Source organism: Flavobacterium sp. F52 (assembly GCF_000278705.1).
In the GTDB taxonomy this organism is placed as follows: Bacteria; Bacteroidota; Bacteroidia; order Flavobacteriales; family Flavobacteriaceae; genus Flavobacterium; species Flavobacterium anhuiense.
The window spans coordinates 148,532-167,032 of record NZ_AKZQ01000018.1; the positions used below are offsets into that span (position 1 = coordinate 148,532).

Here is an 18,501-nt window from a genome sequence, read left to right on the forward strand (position 1 = left end):
ATCATGCTAAAAAAACTATCATATACAATACTGTTTGCATTGACACTGAGCTCTTGCAGTGATACTCTTGACGATATAAATAAAAACCCAAATGCAACTGAAACGCCACTTGCGCCGTACCTTTTGACTGGTACTTTAAAACAAGGTGCAGATTTGTATTGGGGAGATGCAAATAACTTTAACTCAACATTACTTTTTGTACAGCATTGGGCTAAAATTCAATATACAGAACCAGACCGTTACGATGTTTCGAACACTTCTTTCACTTCATTGTGGGATAAAGGATATTCAACTCTAATTACAGATTTGAACACAATTATAAAGTTTCCAGATGCACAGGCGAATTCTAACTATAAGGGAATTGCCTTATCGCTACGTTCATGGACATTTTTATTGCTGACAGATGCTTACGGAAGCATTCCGTACAAAGAAGCAGGTCAAAAAGTAACGCCAGCGTATAACACTCAAAAAGAAGTTTATACAGGTTTGCTTGAAGATTTGAAACAAGCTCAATCTTTATTAAATGCTGCTAACGGTTCTGTAACAGGAGATTTGGTTTATAAAGGCGATATAGCAAAATGGAAAAAATTTGTGAATTCGCTTCGTTTGAGAATTGCTTTAAGAATTTCAGACAGAGAACCTGTTCTGGCGAAACAAGCTGCAATTGAGGCAACAAGCGATGCTGCAGGACTAATCGGCAGCGAAAGTGAAACATTTAAGTTCACTTACACTAGTTCGCCACAGCAAAATCCAGCTTCAGCTTGGTTTGAAACGAGAGACGATTTCCGTATTTCAAAAACTATGGTAGATCAATTGTATGCATTATCTGATCCGCGTTTGCCAGTATTTGCACAATTGCCATCAGATGCAAGCGTAGGAAAATATGTTGGTGGTGCTAACGGATTATCAAACAGTGATGCCAATAGCCAAGGTTTTGCAAAAACATCAAAACCAGGAACTTATTTCCTTACATCAGCTTCGCCTGCTGTAATTGCTTCTTACTCTGAAACTTTGTTTAACTTGGCAGAAGCTGCGGCAAGAGGATATATTTCTGGAGATGCAGAGCAGTATTATAAAAATGCTATTACAGCGTCTTTCAATCAATTTGGAATTACAAATGCTACAACTATTTCAACGTATTTGAATCAGGCAAGCGTGAAATATGATGCTTCAAACTATGCTAAATCAATCGGTACACAAAAATGGATTGCTTTCTTCGGACAAGGTCTTGATGCATTTACAGAATGGAGAAGATTGGATTATCCTGTCTTAACTGCTGGTCCAGCAACTGTTTTAGACGGAAAAATTCCTTCACGTCTTTTCTATCCGGGTACAGAACAATCTCTTAATGGAGCAAGTTATCAAGCTGCTGTTGCAGATCAAGGAAAAGATTTACTGACAACCAAATTATGGTTTGATGTGAAATAAATCTGAATTTAATAAATTTCATCAAAAAAGCCCCGTATCAAACTTTGATGCGGGGTTTTTGCATTGTTTTCAATTATGATAAAGTTGTTCGTTATTTTACAATTTTTGGGCTAGCAGAATAATTTTCTTTGTAAAAAAATATATAAACCATGAAAACAAAAATCATTTTAAGCACATTCATGATGCTTACTTTTTGGTGTAATGCCCAAAACACAGATCCTGCTTTAAAAGAGGTAAAAAAAATTATTGAAGCCAGTAACAAAACGTTCTCCGACTTTACCAACAAGAACGATGGTTCTATTGTTGCAAGATATACGGATGATGCTTGTCTATTTCCGCCAAATGGAGAGCCAAAATGCGGAGCAAAACAAATTGATTCCTTTTTTAGAGGCGGACCTCAAGTGCATGTTATATTCACAATCCAGCATCTTTATGGAGACGCAAAAACAGCCGTTACTGAAGAAAGTTTTTATGAAATGACTGATATGAATGGCAAAAAACTAGATGACGGAAAAGTAATCGTGATCTGGAAGAAAACCAAAGATGGCTGGAAAATGCATCGTGATATGTTTAGCAGCAATCATCCTGCAAAACAAGATTAAAAACCAATGTTAACTGCCTGCTGTAAATCGGTATCGTTTTTTAGCATCGAATTTCTGGATGCAGATGGCGTAATGCCAGTAAACTTCTTAAACTCTTTAATAAAATGAGATTGGTCATAATAGCCATTATCGTAAGCTATAGTCGTCAATGATTCTGTCGTGTTGAGTACTAAATCCAGACTTTTATTAAATCGGACTACAGAGGTAAAAGCAGCAGGACTTATGCCAATATTAGACAAATAAAGTTTTTGGATATACCTTTCTGATAATCCCGAATGGTGGGCAAGGAAAGGTAAATCCAATTGCTTATGATGTCGAAAAAGCTCCTGACTCAGATTCTGAACTATTGAAACTTTTTTTAATCGAGTTTCATTTTTCTTTAATTTTTTAAGAAAGTACGTTTCTAAAACACTTATTTTAGACAATAAATCGTCCCTTTCCATGATCTGGTCATACAAATCTCTATTTTCTCCCAAAGCAACATCATACATATCGGTGGCATAATTGGTAAATTCTGATAGAGGATCTGAAAAAAACAGTGCGCTGGCATACGGATAAATTCTTGCTATGAGTACGGACGTTCCTTTTGCTACAGAAAGACGTGTTGGAAGCGTAAGATGTCCCAATAATTCTATTGCAGGAGTATCTTTTTGTTTTCCGTTAATAATAGTAGCTGCAAATCCTCCAGAAATATTTATAATCAAATCGACATATCCGCTTGGATAAAAAACTTCGTTGTCGAGATCTTTTTCGATTGTAACAACAGTATAATTTTTTATAAACGGCGCTAAACTGGCGGACGGTAAAATCTGCATATCGCTTTTTGTTGTAATTTAGAAGTAAATTAACTGATTTATAGTAAGTTCTAAATTAATAATAAATACAATATAAACGAATTAGAATTTAGCAGATGTTGTTGACTGAAATAACAGTAATCAATATTCCTACGGAATAAATTTTTTTTTGATTTTAAAAAAGCCCTGTACCATATTTTGCTACAGGGCTTTTATTTCAATTACAATTTTTTTATAGGTTTTCGTACCAATTTAAAATATAATCGGCTACACTTTCCCAGTCAGGTTCTCCACAGATAAAATGGCTTTTGCCATCAAATATTTTAAGGTCTACTCGTCCTGCATTTTCTTTATATCTACTGGCAATTGTTTCTGTTAAGTTAGGTGGAAAAATATGATCACTTCCGCCGCCAACAAAGAGAATAGGTTCATGCGGTTTTTTAAAATTGATATTGGAGAAAGAATTCAAAACCAATTCTCGGCTTACTTTATAACTTTCTGGCACAGCAAATTTCTCAAAAGCAATACTTTTTTGTGCTTCAGGTATGGTGTTAAAAAAGGCATAATCGTACCATTTTCGGCTTCCCATAAAATATTTAGAAGAAGAAAAAAAGCCAAAAGCAGGAATTACAGTCTTTAAAGTTTGAAATGGCGGAAACACATTTTTTGGTGGTGCTCCGTCAATACTTACTCCCGCAGCGGCTTTGCCCAATTCTACCAATTTTAAAGTTGCCATACCAGCCATTGAATGTCCAATAACCAAAGGCTTTTCAGGTAAAGTATCTATTAATCTGCTGATGTTGTTGACGATGTCAATAAACCCAGTTTTAGTCAGATCTGGATGAACTTTTGTTCTTAAATCAGCAGGATTTCCATCGTGTCCAGGGTTTGCAGGAGTGTAAACCGTATATCCTTTTTGTTCATAGTGCTTTTTCCAATCGGCCCAAGTTTTGTCATTGACAAAATTTCCGTGTATAAGTACAATTGTTTTTGATTTTGACATGATTTTATTTGATTAATGTTAGAATTTCTTTGAAGATATCTCGTCTGGAGTCTTTTACCAATTCATAGAGACACATTTCAATATTGGTTACAGAAGCTCCTTTTTGCTGCAGTTTTTGTATAGCAGTTTCAATGCTTTTTGTTTCTCGTGAAGAAACACAATCGATAACTATTTCTACTTCAAAATTGTTAGACAATAATCCGATAGCAGTCTGATAAACACAAATATGAGCTTCGATGCCGCAGATTAGCCATTGTTTTCTTCCAGAATCCATAATTGCTTGTTTGAAAACATCATTTTCATATGCATTGAAAGTATATTTTTCAATGGGTTTCTGATGAAGCAATAATTTTTCCAATTCAGGGATAGTTCTTCCAAGGCCTTTTGGATTTTGTTCTGCCCAAACAATCGGGATAGACAATATTTGACAGCCTTTGATAAGTTTCTCCAGATTTTCAGCCAGCTTTTCACTGTTTTGTACAATTCGGGCAAGTTTTCCCTGCACATCAATTATAATTAAGCCAGTGTTTTCTTGTTGAAGCATAACTTTTCGTTTAGGACATTAAATTTACAAATTTTATATATTTAAAATATTCTTTTTCAGTGGGTTATGGCTTTTTGTTTTTAGGAAGAACAAAATTCTGTTTTAAGATTAATTTATTTGACCGAATAAGGCAATGATAAATTACCGCTTGCAACAGTATACACTTTGTAAACTCCAAGCATTGGTTTAGTGCCTTCAGAATCATGAGAACCGCCAGCGCCAGTACTTACTTCCATATAACAGCTTACAGCATCAAACTTAAAGTTGGTTTTGTTGTTAATTCTAGAATTAGGCACAATAACTTTTATAGAATTGCCTTTAGTTACGATGTTAAAACCAGGACTGTCCATATACATAGCCATACCAGGATTGGTTGGAGGCAGTACTACTTTTGGATCTCCTTTTGTAAATTCTTTTACCGAAAGTCCGCCGCCAACACGTTTGTCTTCAACAAGCAAAACCCAATGGGCATGCCATACTAAACCATCATTGAGATAATTTCCGTCTAGATTTTCGTCCCAAAGCGGTGTGTCTTCAAAGTCAGGATGAGAAGTTAGGGCAAGAGCCACAATTCCCTCAGTTTGACCAAAACCAATATCAGATGATTTTAGAGTAGTCGGAAAAACGTAAGCCAAAACAGGAGCACCATTTAATTGTCCTATAGGTTTAGGTATTGTTTTTCCTGCTGTTCCTTCGACTTTAATATCCCAAACAGTAAGTTCCAAATCAGCTTTATGAGTAATGGTTGCCGATTTAATCTTAAAATCGCTGTTATTGTAAGTGGCACATTTGTCGCATGCTCTAGTTTCGCTGTAATTTAGAAATAGAATGATTAATAGCAATATTGAATTTTTCATAATACATGGTTTTAAGGGTTAACTTCCGTAGAAAACCAATTTATATGCCATGCCGTTATATTGTGTAATAATCAGTGTTTTAGTGCTTTTTGTTCGTTTACAAGCGCTATATATCGCTAAACGGATTTAGATTCGTGAGATTTCGCTATAAAAATAATGATTGTCTGCTGTTCAAATTATCTTCTCTTTTCATTGATTGGAAATTCCTTTGAAAATTCAATTTTAAGAATCGTTCCATTATTGTTTTCCATAGAAAAAGTGGCATCCAAGTCATCACTTAAACCTCTTATAAGGCTCAATCCAAATGAGTTGATTTTTTTATTGCTTATATTAGCATCAAAACCAACTCCATTATCTGCAATGGTAAGAAGATATTTGTTTTCAGATGTAGCCTGTAAAGTGACGTAAATCATTCCAGTTCTGTTGTCTGGAAACGCATATTTTATAGAATTTGTAATCGATTCGTTAAGAATAAGTCCAATTGGAACGGCCTGTGCTACATCCAATTCCAAGGGATCAATTTTTAATTCAAAACGGATTCTTTGTCCAAGCGAAAAAGATTCTCTTAAATATTCGACCAATTCTTTGATATAATTCGGCATATTGATAGTCGAAATATTCTCGGAATTATATAATTTCTGATGAATGAGCGACATAGAATGAATACGGTGCTGGCTGTTTTTAATTGCCGATAGCGCCATATCATTTTCCAGATAAGCAGATTGCGAATTGAGCAGACTTATTACAGTTTGAAGATTGTTTTTTACACGATGGTGGATTTCTTTTAAAAGCCATTCTTTCTCATCCAGTAAATGTCTTAGATTAATATTCTTCTGATTGATTTCTTTTTCTTTCAATTCAAGTTCGGCATTGTTTTTCTGTTTCAGACGATATCTGTTGTACAATAAGGCAATAATAAGAACCAATAAAACCAAACTCGATATAGAAACTGTATTTAATAATTTTGATTTTTTTAAGGCTGTTTCCTGTAAACTAGTTTCTTGATTTAATGATTTGATTTTCTGTTCTTTATTTTCTGTTTCGTATTGGAATCTAAGTTCTTCAATCTGCTTGTTTTTAGCATAATCTAAAACGGAATCACTCATTTTTTTATACAATTTATGATGCTCTAATGCCGATTTAAAATTGCCGTTCAACGAATCTAATTTGTATAAGGACATTTGCAACGCTTCAGAATTATAGTTCTGGCTATATTTTTTTGATACAGCATCAATCTTATCGATATACAATTTTGTTTTATGAAGGTTTTTTCGATTCGCATAAAATAAAGCAATAGACGAATACGTGTTGCAGACATCTCTGTAGGTTTGTGGAGAGTCTAAACCATCAGCAGCTTCTCCAGCTTTTATAAAATACTTTTCGGCTGTGCCATAATTTTTGATTCGCCAGTAACAGTTGGCGTAACCATAATTCATAAGCATATTGTCAAACTTATTTGGAGGAGGATAGTGGCTCGTAATAGAATTCATGTATTCTATGGCTTCTTTGTTTTTTCCTTTCATGGATAAAGATGCGGTTGCTGTCATAAAACTTTTGTACCAACTGCCGCTACTAAAAATGTTTTGTCCGTATCTAATACTTTTTTCAGACATTTTTATGGCTTCATCTGTGTGTCCCATTTGCAAATACACCAATCCTAAGCGCATATAAAAAATGTCAGCAAAAGTGTAATCTTTTGTAGACTCCATGCTTTTTACACTCTTTAAAGCATAATAAAGAGCACTTTTAATATTGAATTGTACGCCTTCTATATAAGCAATTGTGGTTTCAATGTATTGCTGCTGCCTGAAGCCAATTTTTCGCATATCGGCAGCATTTTGATATAAGATTTTCTTGGCATCGTTTATTTTTCCGTGCCAGAAATAGATGGTACATATTCTTGCTTTTGTGATTATTCTTTTTTCTTCAAAGCCTAAAGTTTTGTATAAAGCTTCGGCTTCTTTCAGGATTTTTTCTTTTGCGGGATCTAAATCATATTGGTTTGTTGCCTGATAGAATAAAGCGTCTGCTAAAGCAGCTTTGTCGTTTTGTTTTCGGCATTCGTTTACTACTTGCGAAAAGCATTTTTTGCTTTCAGGATAATTGTTGATCTGGAAATAAAACTTTCCTAAAAGCATCAAACTCTGATGTTGCCATTTTTGAATTTTTAACTGATTGCTGATTTTGACTGCTTCTGTTATAAAATGATGCGCATTTTTGATATCATCTGGTTTGGTAAAGGGTTTAAACAGATAAAAAATTCCCAATTGCAACGCTAGTTTTACTTTGTTTACACCTTTTGGTTTTTGAAAAAGTTTTTTGGCAGCATCGATATTGCCTTTTTCAATTAAATCTTTTCCAATCAAATAAGAACCATCATTAAAACCTTCGTCATAGGCTAAAGAAATAGGCAGTTTATAGGCTTTACAGGTTAAAACTACTGCACTGTCTAGATCTATTGATCCTTGATTTGAATTATACAGATAAGAAGAACAGGTTTGTATAAGCAAACGTTTCTTTTTTAAATCATAGCCCGCTGTAGCAGGGTGATTTTGCGCTTCAGAATTAATTGCAATAAAGAATAGAAGACAAAAAGGATACAGCAGCTTCATGAATTTGAATGGGATTAGATTTAGTAAGTTTTTGATTAACAAATATAAAGAGAAACAATTGAGTTTGGCTTGCAAAATAACGAGAAAATTATGGTAAAATATGATTTTTATTTAACTAAATTTGAAAACGCTTAATTTTAAATGTGATAATTAACTATTTTTGTATCAATTAATTAAGTGTTATGTAGGACAAAATTTACCCACTTATGAAAAAGTCTGCCGATAACGGAAATAAAGCTGCAGTTTCAGCATTAAAAAAGCGAATTTTAATTGTTGAAGATCAGTTTATTGAAGCGCACGATTTACAGCTTATTCTTGAAAAAGCTAATTATGAAGTTACAGGAATTGCAAGATCGGTAGAGCAGGCTTTGGAACAGATTGAGATTGAAAAACCAGATCTTGTTTTTTTGGACATTATGCTCAAAGGCAAGCGGGACGGCATAGAGTTAGCACATATTCTTAAAGAAAAGCATATTGGTTTTATCTTTATTTCGGCCAATTCCAGCAAAAGTATTTTAGACGAAGCAAAAACTACGCAACCATACGGATTTATTGTAAAACCATTTAGAGAGCAAGATGTTCTCACGACTCTCGAAATCGCTTTTTATCGTCAGCAATATAGTTTAGAAAGCCAGTTGAGACAGCAATTTCAGCTTCAAAAAGCAATTTCAGAGATCATAAATTCAAATGTAAAGAAAGAAGAGGCTTTGTTGGCTTTTGCAAAAGCAGTTCAGACTTTTATTCCTTTCGATTATTTAGAGACTGGTTTTGTGGCCAGTACACATTACGATAATCTCGGAATTGTCCGCAGAAATATCGATCAGTATCAGATTATTAACCTGCAGAAACTTGTTCAAATAACAGAATTGTCTGAGAGAGAGATAAATGAAACGTACAAGAAATCAAAAATAGATCGAGAACCGATTATTTATAGCGAAGAAGCACTGATAAACAACCTTCAGGAAGCGCCAATAAAAGCTTTGATCTCGCATAATTTCGGAATAAAATCATATTTAGTTTTTCCGCTTTCGATTGCCGCAATCCAGAGCTATCATTTTACTTTTTACAGCCGTAACCTGAATGTGTATTCCCAGGAACATCTGCGAATTTTGACTTCACTAGAACCTATATTCGGGCAGTTTATAGCAAAAATCTATTCGAAAGAAGAATTTAGTGTGGCTCCGAAAAAAGCTGAAGCCAAAAACGCTAAACCAGTAAGCACCCAAGAAGGCTTTGAAGGGATTATTGGCAATAGCTCGCAAATGAATTCTGTTTTTAATTATATTCGAAAAGTAGCACCTTCCGATACTTCGGTACTGGTTCTTGGCGAAAGCGGAACAGGAAAGGAAAAAATTGCGCAAAGCATTCATGCTTTATCTCCCAGAAAAGATAAGCCTCTGGTTATTATCAACTGTGGAGCAATTCCTGAAAATCTTGCCGAATCACTGCTTTTTGGTCACGAAAAAGGTGCTTTTACAGGGGCTTTAGATAAACGTATCGGTAAATTTGAATTGGCTGACGGTGGAACTATTTTTCTAGACGAAGTAGGAGAGATGTCTCTAGAACTTCAGGTCAAATTGCTGCGTGTTTTGCAGGAAAGAGAAATTGAGCGCGTTGGCGGTACTTCTCCTATGAAAATTGATGTTAGGATTATTGCGGCAACCAACAAAAATCTCGAAGAAGAAGTGGCAGCAGGAAGATTTAGAATGGATTTGTATTATCGTCTGCATGTTTTCCCAATTATGGTTCCTCCATTAAAAAAGAGAAAAGAAGATATTCCAGATTTAGCCAATCATTTTATAGCCCTTTACAGTGATAAGATGGGCAGAAAAGCACCAGCGCTGTCTGATTTTGCTTTGCAGCAGATTATGAATTACAATTGGCCGGGAAATATTCGTGAACTTGAACATGTCATCCAGCGCGCAATTTTATTGACAGAAGGAAACACAATCAAGGAAATAGAACTTTCGATGTCTGCCAAAATGCATCCTGAACAACCAGCTGAATCATTTTCGATCAAAACAATATTAGAAAATGAAAGAGATTACATTCTTTACATCCTTAAAAAATGCAACGGAAAAATTTCTGGATCTGGCGGTGCGGCCGAAATTCTGGATATTCATCCGTCAACATTGAATTCTAAAATTAAAAAGCTGGAGATTAAGAAAGGGATTATTTAAGTCATATCTTAAAAAATAAACACATTGGAACATAGATTTTATGTTCTATGTGTAAAACATGGTAAAGAGAAAACTATTTTTTTCACATAGTTTGTCCTATTCTTTCAATTAGTGAAACGCCTTTTTTAAGTTTGACTAAACTATATTTCTATGTGTTTAAAATGATTAGTAATGTTTAAGTAACTTTCATCAGCCAATTTGCTATAAACTCAGCAATATTCTCCCAATTTTCCTGATTTATGCTCAGATGATTTGAATTTCGAAATTCTTTATAACAAGTTATAGAGTGCAGATTTTTGTATTTTATAAAGTTAGCATAATTCAGAGAAGCAGGCGTAAAGACATCTTCTGAACTGGATATAAATAGAAGAGGTTCGTGTTTCTTTTTAAAATCGATTTTTCCTGTTTTCGTAAAAATATCACGCATTATTAATTTTGATTCCGGAATTAAAAATGTTTCGTAGGTTTCTTTTTGTTCTTCAAAAGTCATTTGGCTGCTAAAATAGTGTTGCCATTTTTTAAAAGGCAGTAAGTAAGTTTTGGCTGCCGAACTGAAAATGTCTGATAGGTCCCAAATGGTTTTATAGAAGGAAAAATTAAAATGAAATGCATTGTAAGGAGGAATAGAATTGATACAGATTCCAGCACAACCCAATTCTTTCTGAATCAGCAATTGAGCTAAAAGACCTCCGTAAGAATGGCCTATTAGAATAGGCTTTTCAGGAAGTTTGTCCATAATTTCGATATAGTAATCCAATACAATATTCAAACCGTTTAAAGCAATTTTTGAATTAGTATGCGTTTGTCTTAAGGCAGCAGGCAGTTCATTTTTGTGTGGCCAAGGCGGTGCTACAGTTTTATACCCTTTACTTTCAAAAAAAACGATCCATTCTTTCCAACAAATATGGCTTACAAATGCTCCAGTAATAAACATAATGGTTTTTTTATTAGATAAATACATCATATCGAAGCTATTAGGTTAGTTTTCAGAAAGTAATACAGTTTGAAAACAAAAGAAATGCCTTTTTTATAAAGTATTGATTATAAAAGCATTGTTAGAACAGCTAGTGGCAGAATTATTATATATCGTTAAAAACAAGTTTTGATTCTTGAAATATCATAAGTTCAAGCAAAAAAAAATCTAGTAAATCCTTTATTTTAAAGGCTCTGCGTTTTGGTTTAATCTTTGTCTCCCTCAAAAAACAATATGGGTTTCAATCTTTAAATTATAATTATGGAAAAAATTTATGACACAGAAACAAGTTTCGCAGAATTAGGCGATCGTACCATTGCTTATCGCTCGTATGGAAAAGGAAAGGCAATAATTTTTGTAAACCGTTTTAGAGGAACGTTAGATACGTGGGATCCGCTGTTTGTGGCAAAGGTGGCCGAAAAGTTTAATGTTATTGTATTTGATTATTCTGGAATTGGTTCTTCTACAGGCAGTCTTGCGCCAGATATTACCGTTGTAGCAAAAGATGTTAAAGATCTTGCTGATTACTTAAAGTTGGATTCAATTGTTGTTCTAGGATGGTCTTACGGTGGATTAGTGGCACAAACGGCAACTTTATTATATCCTAATCTTGTAACGCATGCGGTTTTAGTTGGAACAAATCCGCCGGGGAAAAATGAGATTCCTATAGAACAGGCATTTTTTGATGCGGCGCTAAAACCAGTAAACGATTTTGAGGATGAAATTGTTTTGTTTTTCGAACCAAAATCAGAATCTAGCCGATTAGCAGCAAAAGCTTCTCATGATCGAATTCATAAAAAAATCGATGGCGGAAAAATCCCTTCTACTATGGATGTTTTTCAATTGTATTTTGGAGGAGGTGATACTTTTAGAGATGATCCTCTTAATTTTAGAGAACAGATAAAGAAGATCAAAACGCCTATTTTAATTATTTCTGGAGATCATGATATCAGTTTTGCTGTAGAAAATTGGTACTCGTTTGTCAACCAGATGGCAAATACGCAAATGATTGTTTACACTGCAACAGGACACGGACCTCAACATCAATATCCTGAACTTACAGCGCAGTACATCATTAATTTTGTGAGCTATACATAACAAAAAACAGAAATATAAATTGCAGAAAATAGTCGCATAGCTATTTTCTGTTGAAAGGAATAGTGTCAGCAGCTATTCCTTTTTTCATGAAAAAAAATCAGAATCTTTTTTAGCGCAGCATTAATTGCAGATGATATTTCGCTAAAAGTTATCTTTTAGCGAAATATAACAAAGAGAATAACCAATTTATATCTCTATAGTGCTGTTTATTTTAGGAAGAAATAATTGAAGTGAAGCCTTTTTAAAGGCATCTAAAGCTTTTTGATGATCCATGACAATAAAACCGAAAGTGTCGTAATGAACGCCTAATATCTTATTGACTCCAACCAGTTTTGAGGCTTCGATAGCTTCTTCAATACCCATTGTAAGTCCGTCACCAATTGGGAAAACTGCAAAATCAAGTTTTGCAAATTTAAGAATAAGCTGCATGTCTAAAGTCAAAGCAGTATCGCCGCTGTAGTAAAAATTTCCGTCAGAAGTTTTGAGTACAAAACCACAAGCGATTCCTCCATAAGAACCATCTATAAAACTGCTGGGATGCTGAGCAACGACACATTTTACAGTTCCGAAATCAAAATCAAATTTACCGCCAGGGTTGATAGGATGCGCATTTTCGATTCCGTTTTTCAATAGCCAATTATAGATTTCAAAATTTCCGAGCACTTTGGCTCCCGTATTTTTTGCAATTCGTTCTACATCGAGAATGTGGTCATAATGCGCATGAGAAATAAAAATATAATCTGCTTTTATGGCATCAACGTCAACTTCTTTGGCCAATTCGTTTGGCGTAATAAAAGGATCAAAAAGAAGGTGTTTTCCGTTAGCATAAACCGAAAAACACGAATGCCCGTAGTAAGTAACTTTCATGATAAATAGTTTTAAATCAGTTAATAATGAAGAATATTTTTTCAAGAAATATGCCAATGGAGAAGAACACTATAAAAGCAAAAGTTATTTAAATGCTCCAGCGGAGCAAAATATTTGTAGAAGGATCCATTTCACAGAAACAAAAAGCTCCAGAGGAGCGGCATGAAAACGGTTTTGAAATAGTAAAGTTTTGTATATAAATTTGGCTAAAGCCCTATATGCTTAAATTTCTGTAACCTCCAGCTAAAGCTGGAGGCAATTGTTCTGATGCTCTAGCGAAGAGACATGCAAATGTTTAGAAAAGGTTCAAATATCTTTTTTTATTACTAGTTTTTTAAAAAGAAAAAATATATGATTTTAGAAAAATTAACAGGCAGTTATTAAATAAAATCTTATCTTTAACTAGTTGGTATATCGGTCTATACGCTATACTTTTCTCGTTGTTGTTTAGATTAAGACCCCATTTTCATAAACAGCAATTTAAATTCGGTCATTCGGATAATTCCGGATTTATCTGGAACAATAAGTTTTTATCTCATTTCTATTTTATCCTGCAGTTTTAATAAAACAGCAAAAGAAGTCGCTAGTTCAAAGTAATTTCAATTTATAAGAATAATATATAGATGTACGTAAGACTAAATTTTCTAAAACCCTGTATTTTGTTTTGCTTTTTAGTATCCTGTCTGGAAACAAAAGCACAAACCACATCTCTGGAGGAATGTTTTTCTATAGCACAGCAAAATAATATTACCATAAAACAAGCAAAATCTGCATTAAAAACAGGCGAATACAATCTTCAGGCCGAGAAGAAAGGGTATTTCCCTAAGGTGGATCTTTTGTCGAGTTATTCTTATTTAAGCAACCCGCTTACTATAAATCTGCAAACGGTAAAAGATGGAATTGTCGAAGGTTCATCGCAGCAAAGTGTAAATACTGCCAACGAAATTTATCATGAAATTACAGGCGGCAATTTGTCGCAGGCTGCTCAGGATCGTATTTACGATGCTTCAAAAAAAGTGATTAGCGGTATTTATCCAGATTACAATCCTAGTTTAAGCAAGCAATCCTATTTTATTGCGGGGGTAGGAGTTCGTCAACCTATTTTTTTGGGAAATAAAATAAATTCCAGCATTGATTTGGCTCAATCCGTTGTCAATTCAGCAGATATTGGTGTCGAGCTTGCTGGTAAAGAAGTTGATTTTTTAATTGCAATTCAATACATCAGAATATTATATCTCAATTCTTTAATTAAAAAACAGGAACAGATTGTAAATGCTTTAGATAAAAATAAAAATTACGCAGAAGAGCTAGTAAGAAATAAAATACTGCCTCCTTACCAGAAGAATTGGACGAATGTGGTCTTAATTCAAGCACAAAGCCAATACAACAATATTAAGTTGGAAAAGCAAAATGCCCATTTGGAACTGAATAAGCTTATGGGAGTTGACCTTAATACCCAAATAGTGATTTCAGACACCTTGAGATACAATGCAGTGAATCTAGAGAAGCCTGTTAAGGATTACTGGCTTACAAATCCCGTTTACAGAATTGCAAACAACAAAATTACGTACGCAGAAACTGCTGAAAAAATCAGCAAATCAATGGCTTTGCCTAATATTTTTGCAATAGGAAATTACAACTTATATCAGAAAGATTTACCGGTTTCTATTCCAGATTGGTTTGTGGGGTTGGAATTGCAATGGACTTTGTACAACGGACAGACAAGCAAAAAAACTTTGGCCGCGAAACAGATGATAGAAGAGGCCAAGTTAGGAGAGGAGAATTCGAGTTTAATGCTTCAAGTGCAGTCGAGAGTAGCTAAGAATAAAATGAGTTCTCTTCAAAACGATGTTGATGCCATGGATGCAGCCAGAAAAGAAGCCGCTACAACAAGCAGTTTAATTACCAAAAGAATGAACAATCAGCTGTCATCACCAAAAGACGTGAATGATGCTTTATTGGTAGAAACGGAAATTGAAAAAGGATATTATACCGCTGTATTAGGATACTATCTGGCATTAGCCGAATATTTTAATAGCTTAGGAAATCCAAGTCAAATAACGCAATTTATTAAATAGATGAAAGAGATATTTAAAAACTATTGGGCGCTGATCATTCCGATCTTTGTAGTAATAGCAGGATTGATTTTTTTCTTAAAAGATAATAACGAAGAAAATAATTTCATAGGAATGGTCGATGCATCAAGTGTTGATGTAGCGGCAGAATTCCCAGGCAGATTAGATTCGTTGCTTGTTCAGCAGGGCGACACTGTAAAAACAGGGCAATTATTGGCCGTGCTTCGATCTAACGAAATAAATGCGATTAAAGCGCAGGCGTTATCGGCTATAGATGCAGCAAAAGGTCAGCAGGAACTGCTTACGCAGGGAGCAAGGCCAGAACTCATTGAAGCCACTTCTAAATTGTATCAAATCAGTCAGGAGCAATATAAATTGTTTAGCACTACTTATGACCGCATGGAACGATTATACAAAGAAGATGTTATATCGGGACAGGAAAAAGATGTTTTCTATTTTAAGTTTCAAGCTGCGAAAAAAGAAATGGAAACCGCTCAGTTAAATCTGCAAATGCTAAAAAATGGTACAAGACCTGAATTGCTAAAAACTGCAAATGCAATTGTAAAACAAGCAGAACAAGCTTATGAATTGACGAAGGCACTTGGAGATAATACAAAAGTATATGCTCCAGCAGATGGCGTAATCTCGAGTTTGGTTACACATCAAGGAGAAATTATATCAATTGGGTATCCGATCATGACAATAGAGAAGAAAAACTCAACTATAATTAAGTTTAATATCAGACAAGATAAATCAAATCTGCTAAAGGTAGGAAGCAAAGTATCGGTTAAAGTTCCAGGCTGCGAACCTGAAACGTTTAGTACTACCGTACATTCTATTGCGCCTACATTGGAATTTGCCAATTGGGTTCCGTCTAAAGACAAAGGAGAATTTGAACTGAGAACTTTTACCATAGAACTAAAGCCTGAAAACCTTTCACAGATAAAAGGACTTCGTTCTGGCATGACAGCTTCTTTAATTCTTCCTTAATGAATGCTATCAAGAACATAATTGTTAGGGAATGGAAGCGCATTCTAAGTTTGAAAGTGTTTTACTTGGTAATGCTTGTGGTTCCTGCGGCTTTGTTTTTCTTCTATGCTCTTATTTATCAGAAGCAGGAGGCTAAAAATTTGGCATTTGCGGTTTGGGATGAAGATCAAAGCCCTGTTAGCCGTGAATTGCTTTTTTTATTAGAGCAAAAAGAAGCATTGCAAATTACTAGAAGAGTAAGCAGTGAAGCCGAAGTAAAAAAACTGATACAAGAAGGTAAAATCTTAGGAGCCATACATTTTCCCGCAAATCTTCAAAAGAATATTTACAGCAGACATCCAAGTACTGTAACCTTGTATACTAATGCTGCGGCGTTAGTTCCTGCCAAATTAGTTTATAAGGCTGTTGCCGAAGTTGTAATTACTGGAAGCACAGGCGTAATTTTGCAGAAATTGGTAAAAACCGGAATGAAATCTGATCGGGCAATGGCAATTGCGAATCCGATTAGTCTCAATACCTATCAGCTTTATAATCCGACTTATAATTATCAGGAATATTTGGTTCCAGGATTAATAACTGTCGGTATGCAGATGATTCTAATTATTGGTTCTATGCTGGCTTTAAATTATGAATGGGTGACAGAAACAATGCACGAACTTTACGATTCATCTAGAGGTTCTGTCGTTGCTGTAATTGTTGGAAAAACAATTGCGCATCTCGCCATCAGCTGGATTAATTTTATCATCATTGTAGGTGTCATATTTCCCTTTTTTGATATTGGTGTTTCTGCAGCAACAGGTAAGTTTTTTATCATTTATACACTGCTTTCTTTAGCCTGTATAGGCATTGGCATGTTTATATCGGCTTTGTTTAAAGACGTAATGCTTTCGGGAGATGTTGCCCTTTTCTATACTTCACCCGCTTTTGTTTTCAGCGGATTTACTTTTCCGAGATGGGCAATGCCTTGGTACGACCAATACTATGCGCTTATTATGCCTTATACCTCGTTTTTAGATGGATTTTTTAAAGTCTATTATATGAATCTCCCTTTAAAATATGCTTTAGGAGATTTCTCCAAACTTTTATTGTTCTGTGCGGTAATGTACCCGACAGCTATGTTGTTGTTCAAACGTCAATTTAATTCGATTAAAAATGAAAAAGAAACCGCAACAATCGCTGACTAATTTTTTTTTGAGAGAAGCTTCGCAGGTAGTAAAAGATCATAGTTTGCTGCTAACGCTTCTTATCGCACCTTTGCTTTATGCTTTTTTTTACGGAAGCATTTATATCAATAAAGAAGAATTTGATGTGAAATTGGCTGTTGTCGATGATGATAATTCGAGATTATCCCGCTTGCTGCAGCAAAACATCGACGATTCTCCGATAGTAGAACTCATTCATTTTTCTAATCTAGAACAGGCAAAAGAGCAGATGTATCAAGGCAATTGCCAAGGTTATTTTTATATTCCAGAAGGGACAGAAGCCAATTTGCTGAGTTTAAAACAAAGTAATGTTGTATTGGCAATCAATGCTGCAAGGTTTCTTCCCTCGAGCGATCTCTTACTAAATGTCCAACAGATATGTCTCACGGTTGGGGCGGGAGTGAGGCTTCAGTATTATCAGAAAAAAGAAGGCATGAGCACTACTATTGCTATGGAAAATGTAATGCCTGTAAATTTAGATTATCGTCCGTTATTTAATGAAAGATCAAGTTATGGAGCCTTTTTGTTGCCTGGATTATTAGCTCTGATTTTACAGCAGACCTTACTGATTGGTCTATCCGAAAGTGTTGCAGGCGAGCGTCAGCGTTCTCGTTTGAGCGAATGGTTGGGTTCTGGTATTTCTAATGGCATCTGGGGAAAAGGATTGTTCTATCTGATTCTTTTTTCTTCCTATGGCTTTTTCTTTTTAAATGTAAATTACAAATTGCTTAATTTACCCATGAGAGGCAACGGATTGGAATTGAGTTTATTGTTGCTTTTGTTCATTGTCACTTTAATTCCGATGGCTCAGTTTATTGGTTCTTTGTTCAAATCGCAATTGCTTTGTTTGCAGATGATGGCTTTTTCTACTTATCCAATTTTCTTGATTACAGGTTACAGTTGGCCGTTTGAGTCGCTTCCGCTAGTATTACAATGGCTGTCCAACCTTTTGCCGACAACGCCTTTTATTGTTTTGTATACGTCCATCGTACAATCGGGTGCGAGTTTATGGAACAATCCGTCTGTTTTATTGCATCTTATATTGCTTTTTGCTTTTTATAGCACAATTTGTTTTGTTCGCTTACGATATTTAGCGAGTAAAGAGTTATGAATTATGAGTTATGAATTATGAATTATGAGTTATGAGTTATGAGTTTTGCCTAATCGTTACGCATACATTCATACATAGCCCGTGGGTTTCAACCACGGGGATACGAATGATATGGTATAATTTGAATTGACTCTAGCTCAAGTTGGAGGCAACTCATAAAAAAAA

General features: G+C 34.8%; 15 protein-coding genes. 8 read left to right on the forward strand and 7 right to left on the reverse strand.

Annotated features, from left to right (window positions below; genetic code table 11):
- Positions 1-3: 3 nt before the first annotated feature.
- Both FF52_RS05015 and FF52_RS05020 read left to right on the forward strand, forming a co-directional pair.
- Positions 4-1,428 (forward strand): SusD/RagB family nutrient-binding outer membrane lipoprotein, encoded by a 1,425-nt coding sequence (locus FF52_RS05015; RefSeq protein WP_008463517.1) that lies wholly within the window; start codon positions 4-6, stop codon positions 1,426-1,428.
- A gap of 149 nt (positions 1,429-1,577) precedes the next feature.
- Positions 1,578-2,030, forward strand: a complete 453-nt coding sequence (locus FF52_RS05020) for a YybH family protein (protein ID WP_157498515.1) — start codon at positions 1,578-1,580, stop codon at positions 2,028-2,030.
- Here FF52_RS05020 and FF52_RS05025 read toward each other — a convergent pair.
- The 5 genes from FF52_RS05025 to FF52_RS05045 all read right to left on the reverse strand — a co-directional run bounded on the left by FF52_RS05025 (position 2,027) and on the right by FF52_RS05045 (position 7,840).
- Positions 2,027-2,845, reverse strand: a complete 819-nt coding sequence (locus FF52_RS05025) for a helix-turn-helix transcriptional regulator (protein ID WP_008463521.1) — start codon at positions 2,843-2,845, stop codon at positions 2,027-2,029. The genes FF52_RS05020 and FF52_RS05025 overlap by 4 nt on opposite strands.
- Before the next feature lie 211 nt (positions 2,846-3,056).
- Complete coding sequence (locus FF52_RS05030; protein WP_008463522.1) at positions 3,057-3,827, reverse strand: alpha/beta hydrolase; 771 nt, start codon at positions 3,825-3,827, stop codon at positions 3,057-3,059.
- Between the two features lie 4 nt (positions 3,828-3,831).
- Positions 3,832-4,371: a hydrolase gene (locus FF52_RS05035; protein WP_008463523.1), complete on the reverse strand. Its 540-nt coding sequence runs from the start codon at positions 4,369-4,371 to the stop codon at positions 3,832-3,834.
- Positions 4,372-4,484: 113 nt separating this feature from the next.
- Positions 4,485-5,228, reverse strand: a complete 744-nt coding sequence (locus tag FF52_RS05040; protein WP_008463524.1) for a hypothetical protein — start codon at positions 5,226-5,228, stop codon at positions 4,485-4,487.
- Between the two features lie 176 nt (positions 5,229-5,404).
- Positions 5,405-7,840: a sensor histidine kinase gene (locus tag FF52_RS05045; protein WP_008463525.1), complete on the reverse strand. Its 2,436-nt coding sequence runs from the start codon at positions 7,838-7,840 to the stop codon at positions 5,405-5,407.
- 206 nt (positions 7,841-8,046) lie between these two features.
- On the opposite strand from FF52_RS05045, the gene FF52_RS05050 reads away from it, so the two are divergent.
- Positions 8,047-10,020, forward strand: coding sequence for a sigma 54-interacting response regulator (locus FF52_RS05050; RefSeq protein WP_008463526.1), 1,974 nt, complete (start codon positions 8,047-8,049; stop codon positions 10,018-10,020).
- 175 nt (positions 10,021-10,195) lie between these two features.
- On the opposite strand, the gene FF52_RS05055 is transcribed toward FF52_RS05050, so the two are convergent.
- Positions 10,196-10,984 carry an alpha/beta fold hydrolase gene (locus FF52_RS05055; protein ID WP_202802103.1) on the reverse strand — a complete coding sequence of 263 codons (789 nt, stop codon included), beginning with the start codon at positions 10,982-10,984 and terminating at the stop codon, positions 10,196-10,198.
- Between the two features lie 270 nt (positions 10,985-11,254).
- Between FF52_RS05055 and FF52_RS05060 the strand changes: the two genes are divergently transcribed.
- A complete protein-coding gene (locus FF52_RS05060) occupies positions 11,255-12,091 on the forward strand; it encodes an alpha/beta fold hydrolase (protein ID WP_008463529.1) in 837 nt (278 codons plus the stop codon).
- Between the two features lie 186 nt (positions 12,092-12,277).
- Here FF52_RS05060 and FF52_RS05065 read toward each other — a convergent pair whose 3' ends face one another.
- Positions 12,278-12,958 (reverse strand): metal-dependent hydrolase, encoded by a 681-nt coding sequence (locus FF52_RS05065; RefSeq protein ID WP_008463530.1) that lies wholly within the window; start codon positions 12,956-12,958, stop codon positions 12,278-12,280.
- A 623-nt stretch (positions 12,959-13,581) separates the two neighbouring features.
- Here FF52_RS05065 and FF52_RS05070 point away from each other — a divergent pair.
- The 4 genes from FF52_RS05070 to FF52_RS05085 are packed head-to-tail and all read left to right on the forward strand — an operon-like array spanning position 13,582 to position 18,336.
- Positions 13,582-15,036, forward strand: a complete 1,455-nt coding sequence (locus FF52_RS05070; protein ID WP_008463532.1) for a TolC family protein — start codon at positions 13,582-13,584, stop codon at positions 15,034-15,036.
- Positions 15,037-16,023 (forward strand): HlyD family secretion protein, encoded by a 987-nt coding sequence (locus FF52_RS05075; protein ID WP_008463535.1) that lies wholly within the window; start codon positions 15,037-15,039, stop codon positions 16,021-16,023.
- The gene (locus FF52_RS05080) at positions 16,023-17,207 is read left to right on the forward strand and encodes an ABC transporter permease (protein ID WP_008463537.1); all 1,185 of its coding nucleotides are present in this window, start codon (positions 16,023-16,025) and stop codon (positions 17,205-17,207) included. The genes FF52_RS05075 and FF52_RS05080 overlap by 1 nt, the downstream gene beginning before the upstream one ends.
- The gene (locus tag FF52_RS05085; RefSeq protein WP_008463539.1) at positions 17,176-18,336 is read left to right on the forward strand and encodes an ABC transporter permease; all 1,161 of its coding nucleotides are present in this window, start codon (positions 17,176-17,178) and stop codon (positions 18,334-18,336) included. The genes FF52_RS05080 and FF52_RS05085 overlap by 32 nt, the downstream gene beginning before the upstream one ends.
- Positions 18,337-18,501 lie beyond the last annotated feature (165 nt).

Excerpts from the sequence above, each read along its gene's own strand:
- FF52_RS05045 (WP_008463525.1), bottom strand. The coding sequence starts at position 7,840 with ATGAAGCTGCTGTATCCTTTTTGTCTTCTATTCTTTATTGCAATTAAT.
- FF52_RS05085 (WP_008463539.1), top strand. The coding sequence starts at position 17,176 with ATGAAAAAGAAACCGCAACAATCGCTGACTAATTTTTTTTTGAGAGAA.
- FF52_RS05030 (WP_008463522.1), bottom strand. The coding sequence starts at position 3,827 with ATGTCAAAATCAAAAACAATTGTACTTATACACGGAAATTTTGTCAAT.
- FF52_RS05035 (WP_008463523.1), bottom strand. The coding sequence starts at position 4,371 with ATGCTTCAACAAGAAAACACTGGCTTAATTATAATTGATGTGCAGGGA.
- FF52_RS05065 (WP_008463530.1), bottom strand. The coding sequence starts at position 12,958 with ATGAAAGTTACTTACTACGGGCATTCGTGTTTTTCGGTTTATGCTAAC.
- FF52_RS05060 (WP_008463529.1), top strand. The coding sequence starts at position 11,255 with ATGGAAAAAATTTATGACACAGAAACAAGTTTCGCAGAATTAGGCGAT.
- FF52_RS05050 (WP_008463526.1), top strand. The coding sequence starts at position 8,047 with ATGAAAAAGTCTGCCGATAACGGAAATAAAGCTGCAGTTTCAGCATTA.
- FF52_RS05020 (WP_157498515.1), top strand. The coding sequence starts at position 1,578 with ATGAAAACAAAAATCATTTTAAGCACATTCATGATGCTTACTTTTTGG.
- FF52_RS05055 (WP_202802103.1), bottom strand. The coding sequence starts at position 10,984 with ATGATGTATTTATCTAATAAAAAAACCATTATGTTTATTACTGGAGCA.
- FF52_RS05075 (WP_008463535.1), top strand. The coding sequence starts at position 15,037 with ATGAAAGAGATATTTAAAAACTATTGGGCGCTGATCATTCCGATCTTT.
- FF52_RS05025 (WP_008463521.1), bottom strand. The coding sequence starts at position 2,845 with ATGCAGATTTTACCGTCCGCCAGTTTAGCGCCGTTTATAAAAAATTAT.
- FF52_RS05080 (WP_008463537.1), top strand. The coding sequence starts at position 16,023 with ATGAATGCTATCAAGAACATAATTGTTAGGGAATGGAAGCGCATTCTA.
- FF52_RS05040 (WP_008463524.1), bottom strand. The coding sequence starts at position 5,228 with ATGAAAAATTCAATATTGCTATTAATCATTCTATTTCTAAATTACAGC.
- FF52_RS05070 (WP_008463532.1), top strand. The coding sequence starts at position 13,582 with ATGTACGTAAGACTAAATTTTCTAAAACCCTGTATTTTGTTTTGCTTT.
- FF52_RS05015 (WP_008463517.1), top strand. The coding sequence starts at position 4 with ATGCTAAAAAAACTATCATATACAATACTGTTTGCATTGACACTGAGC.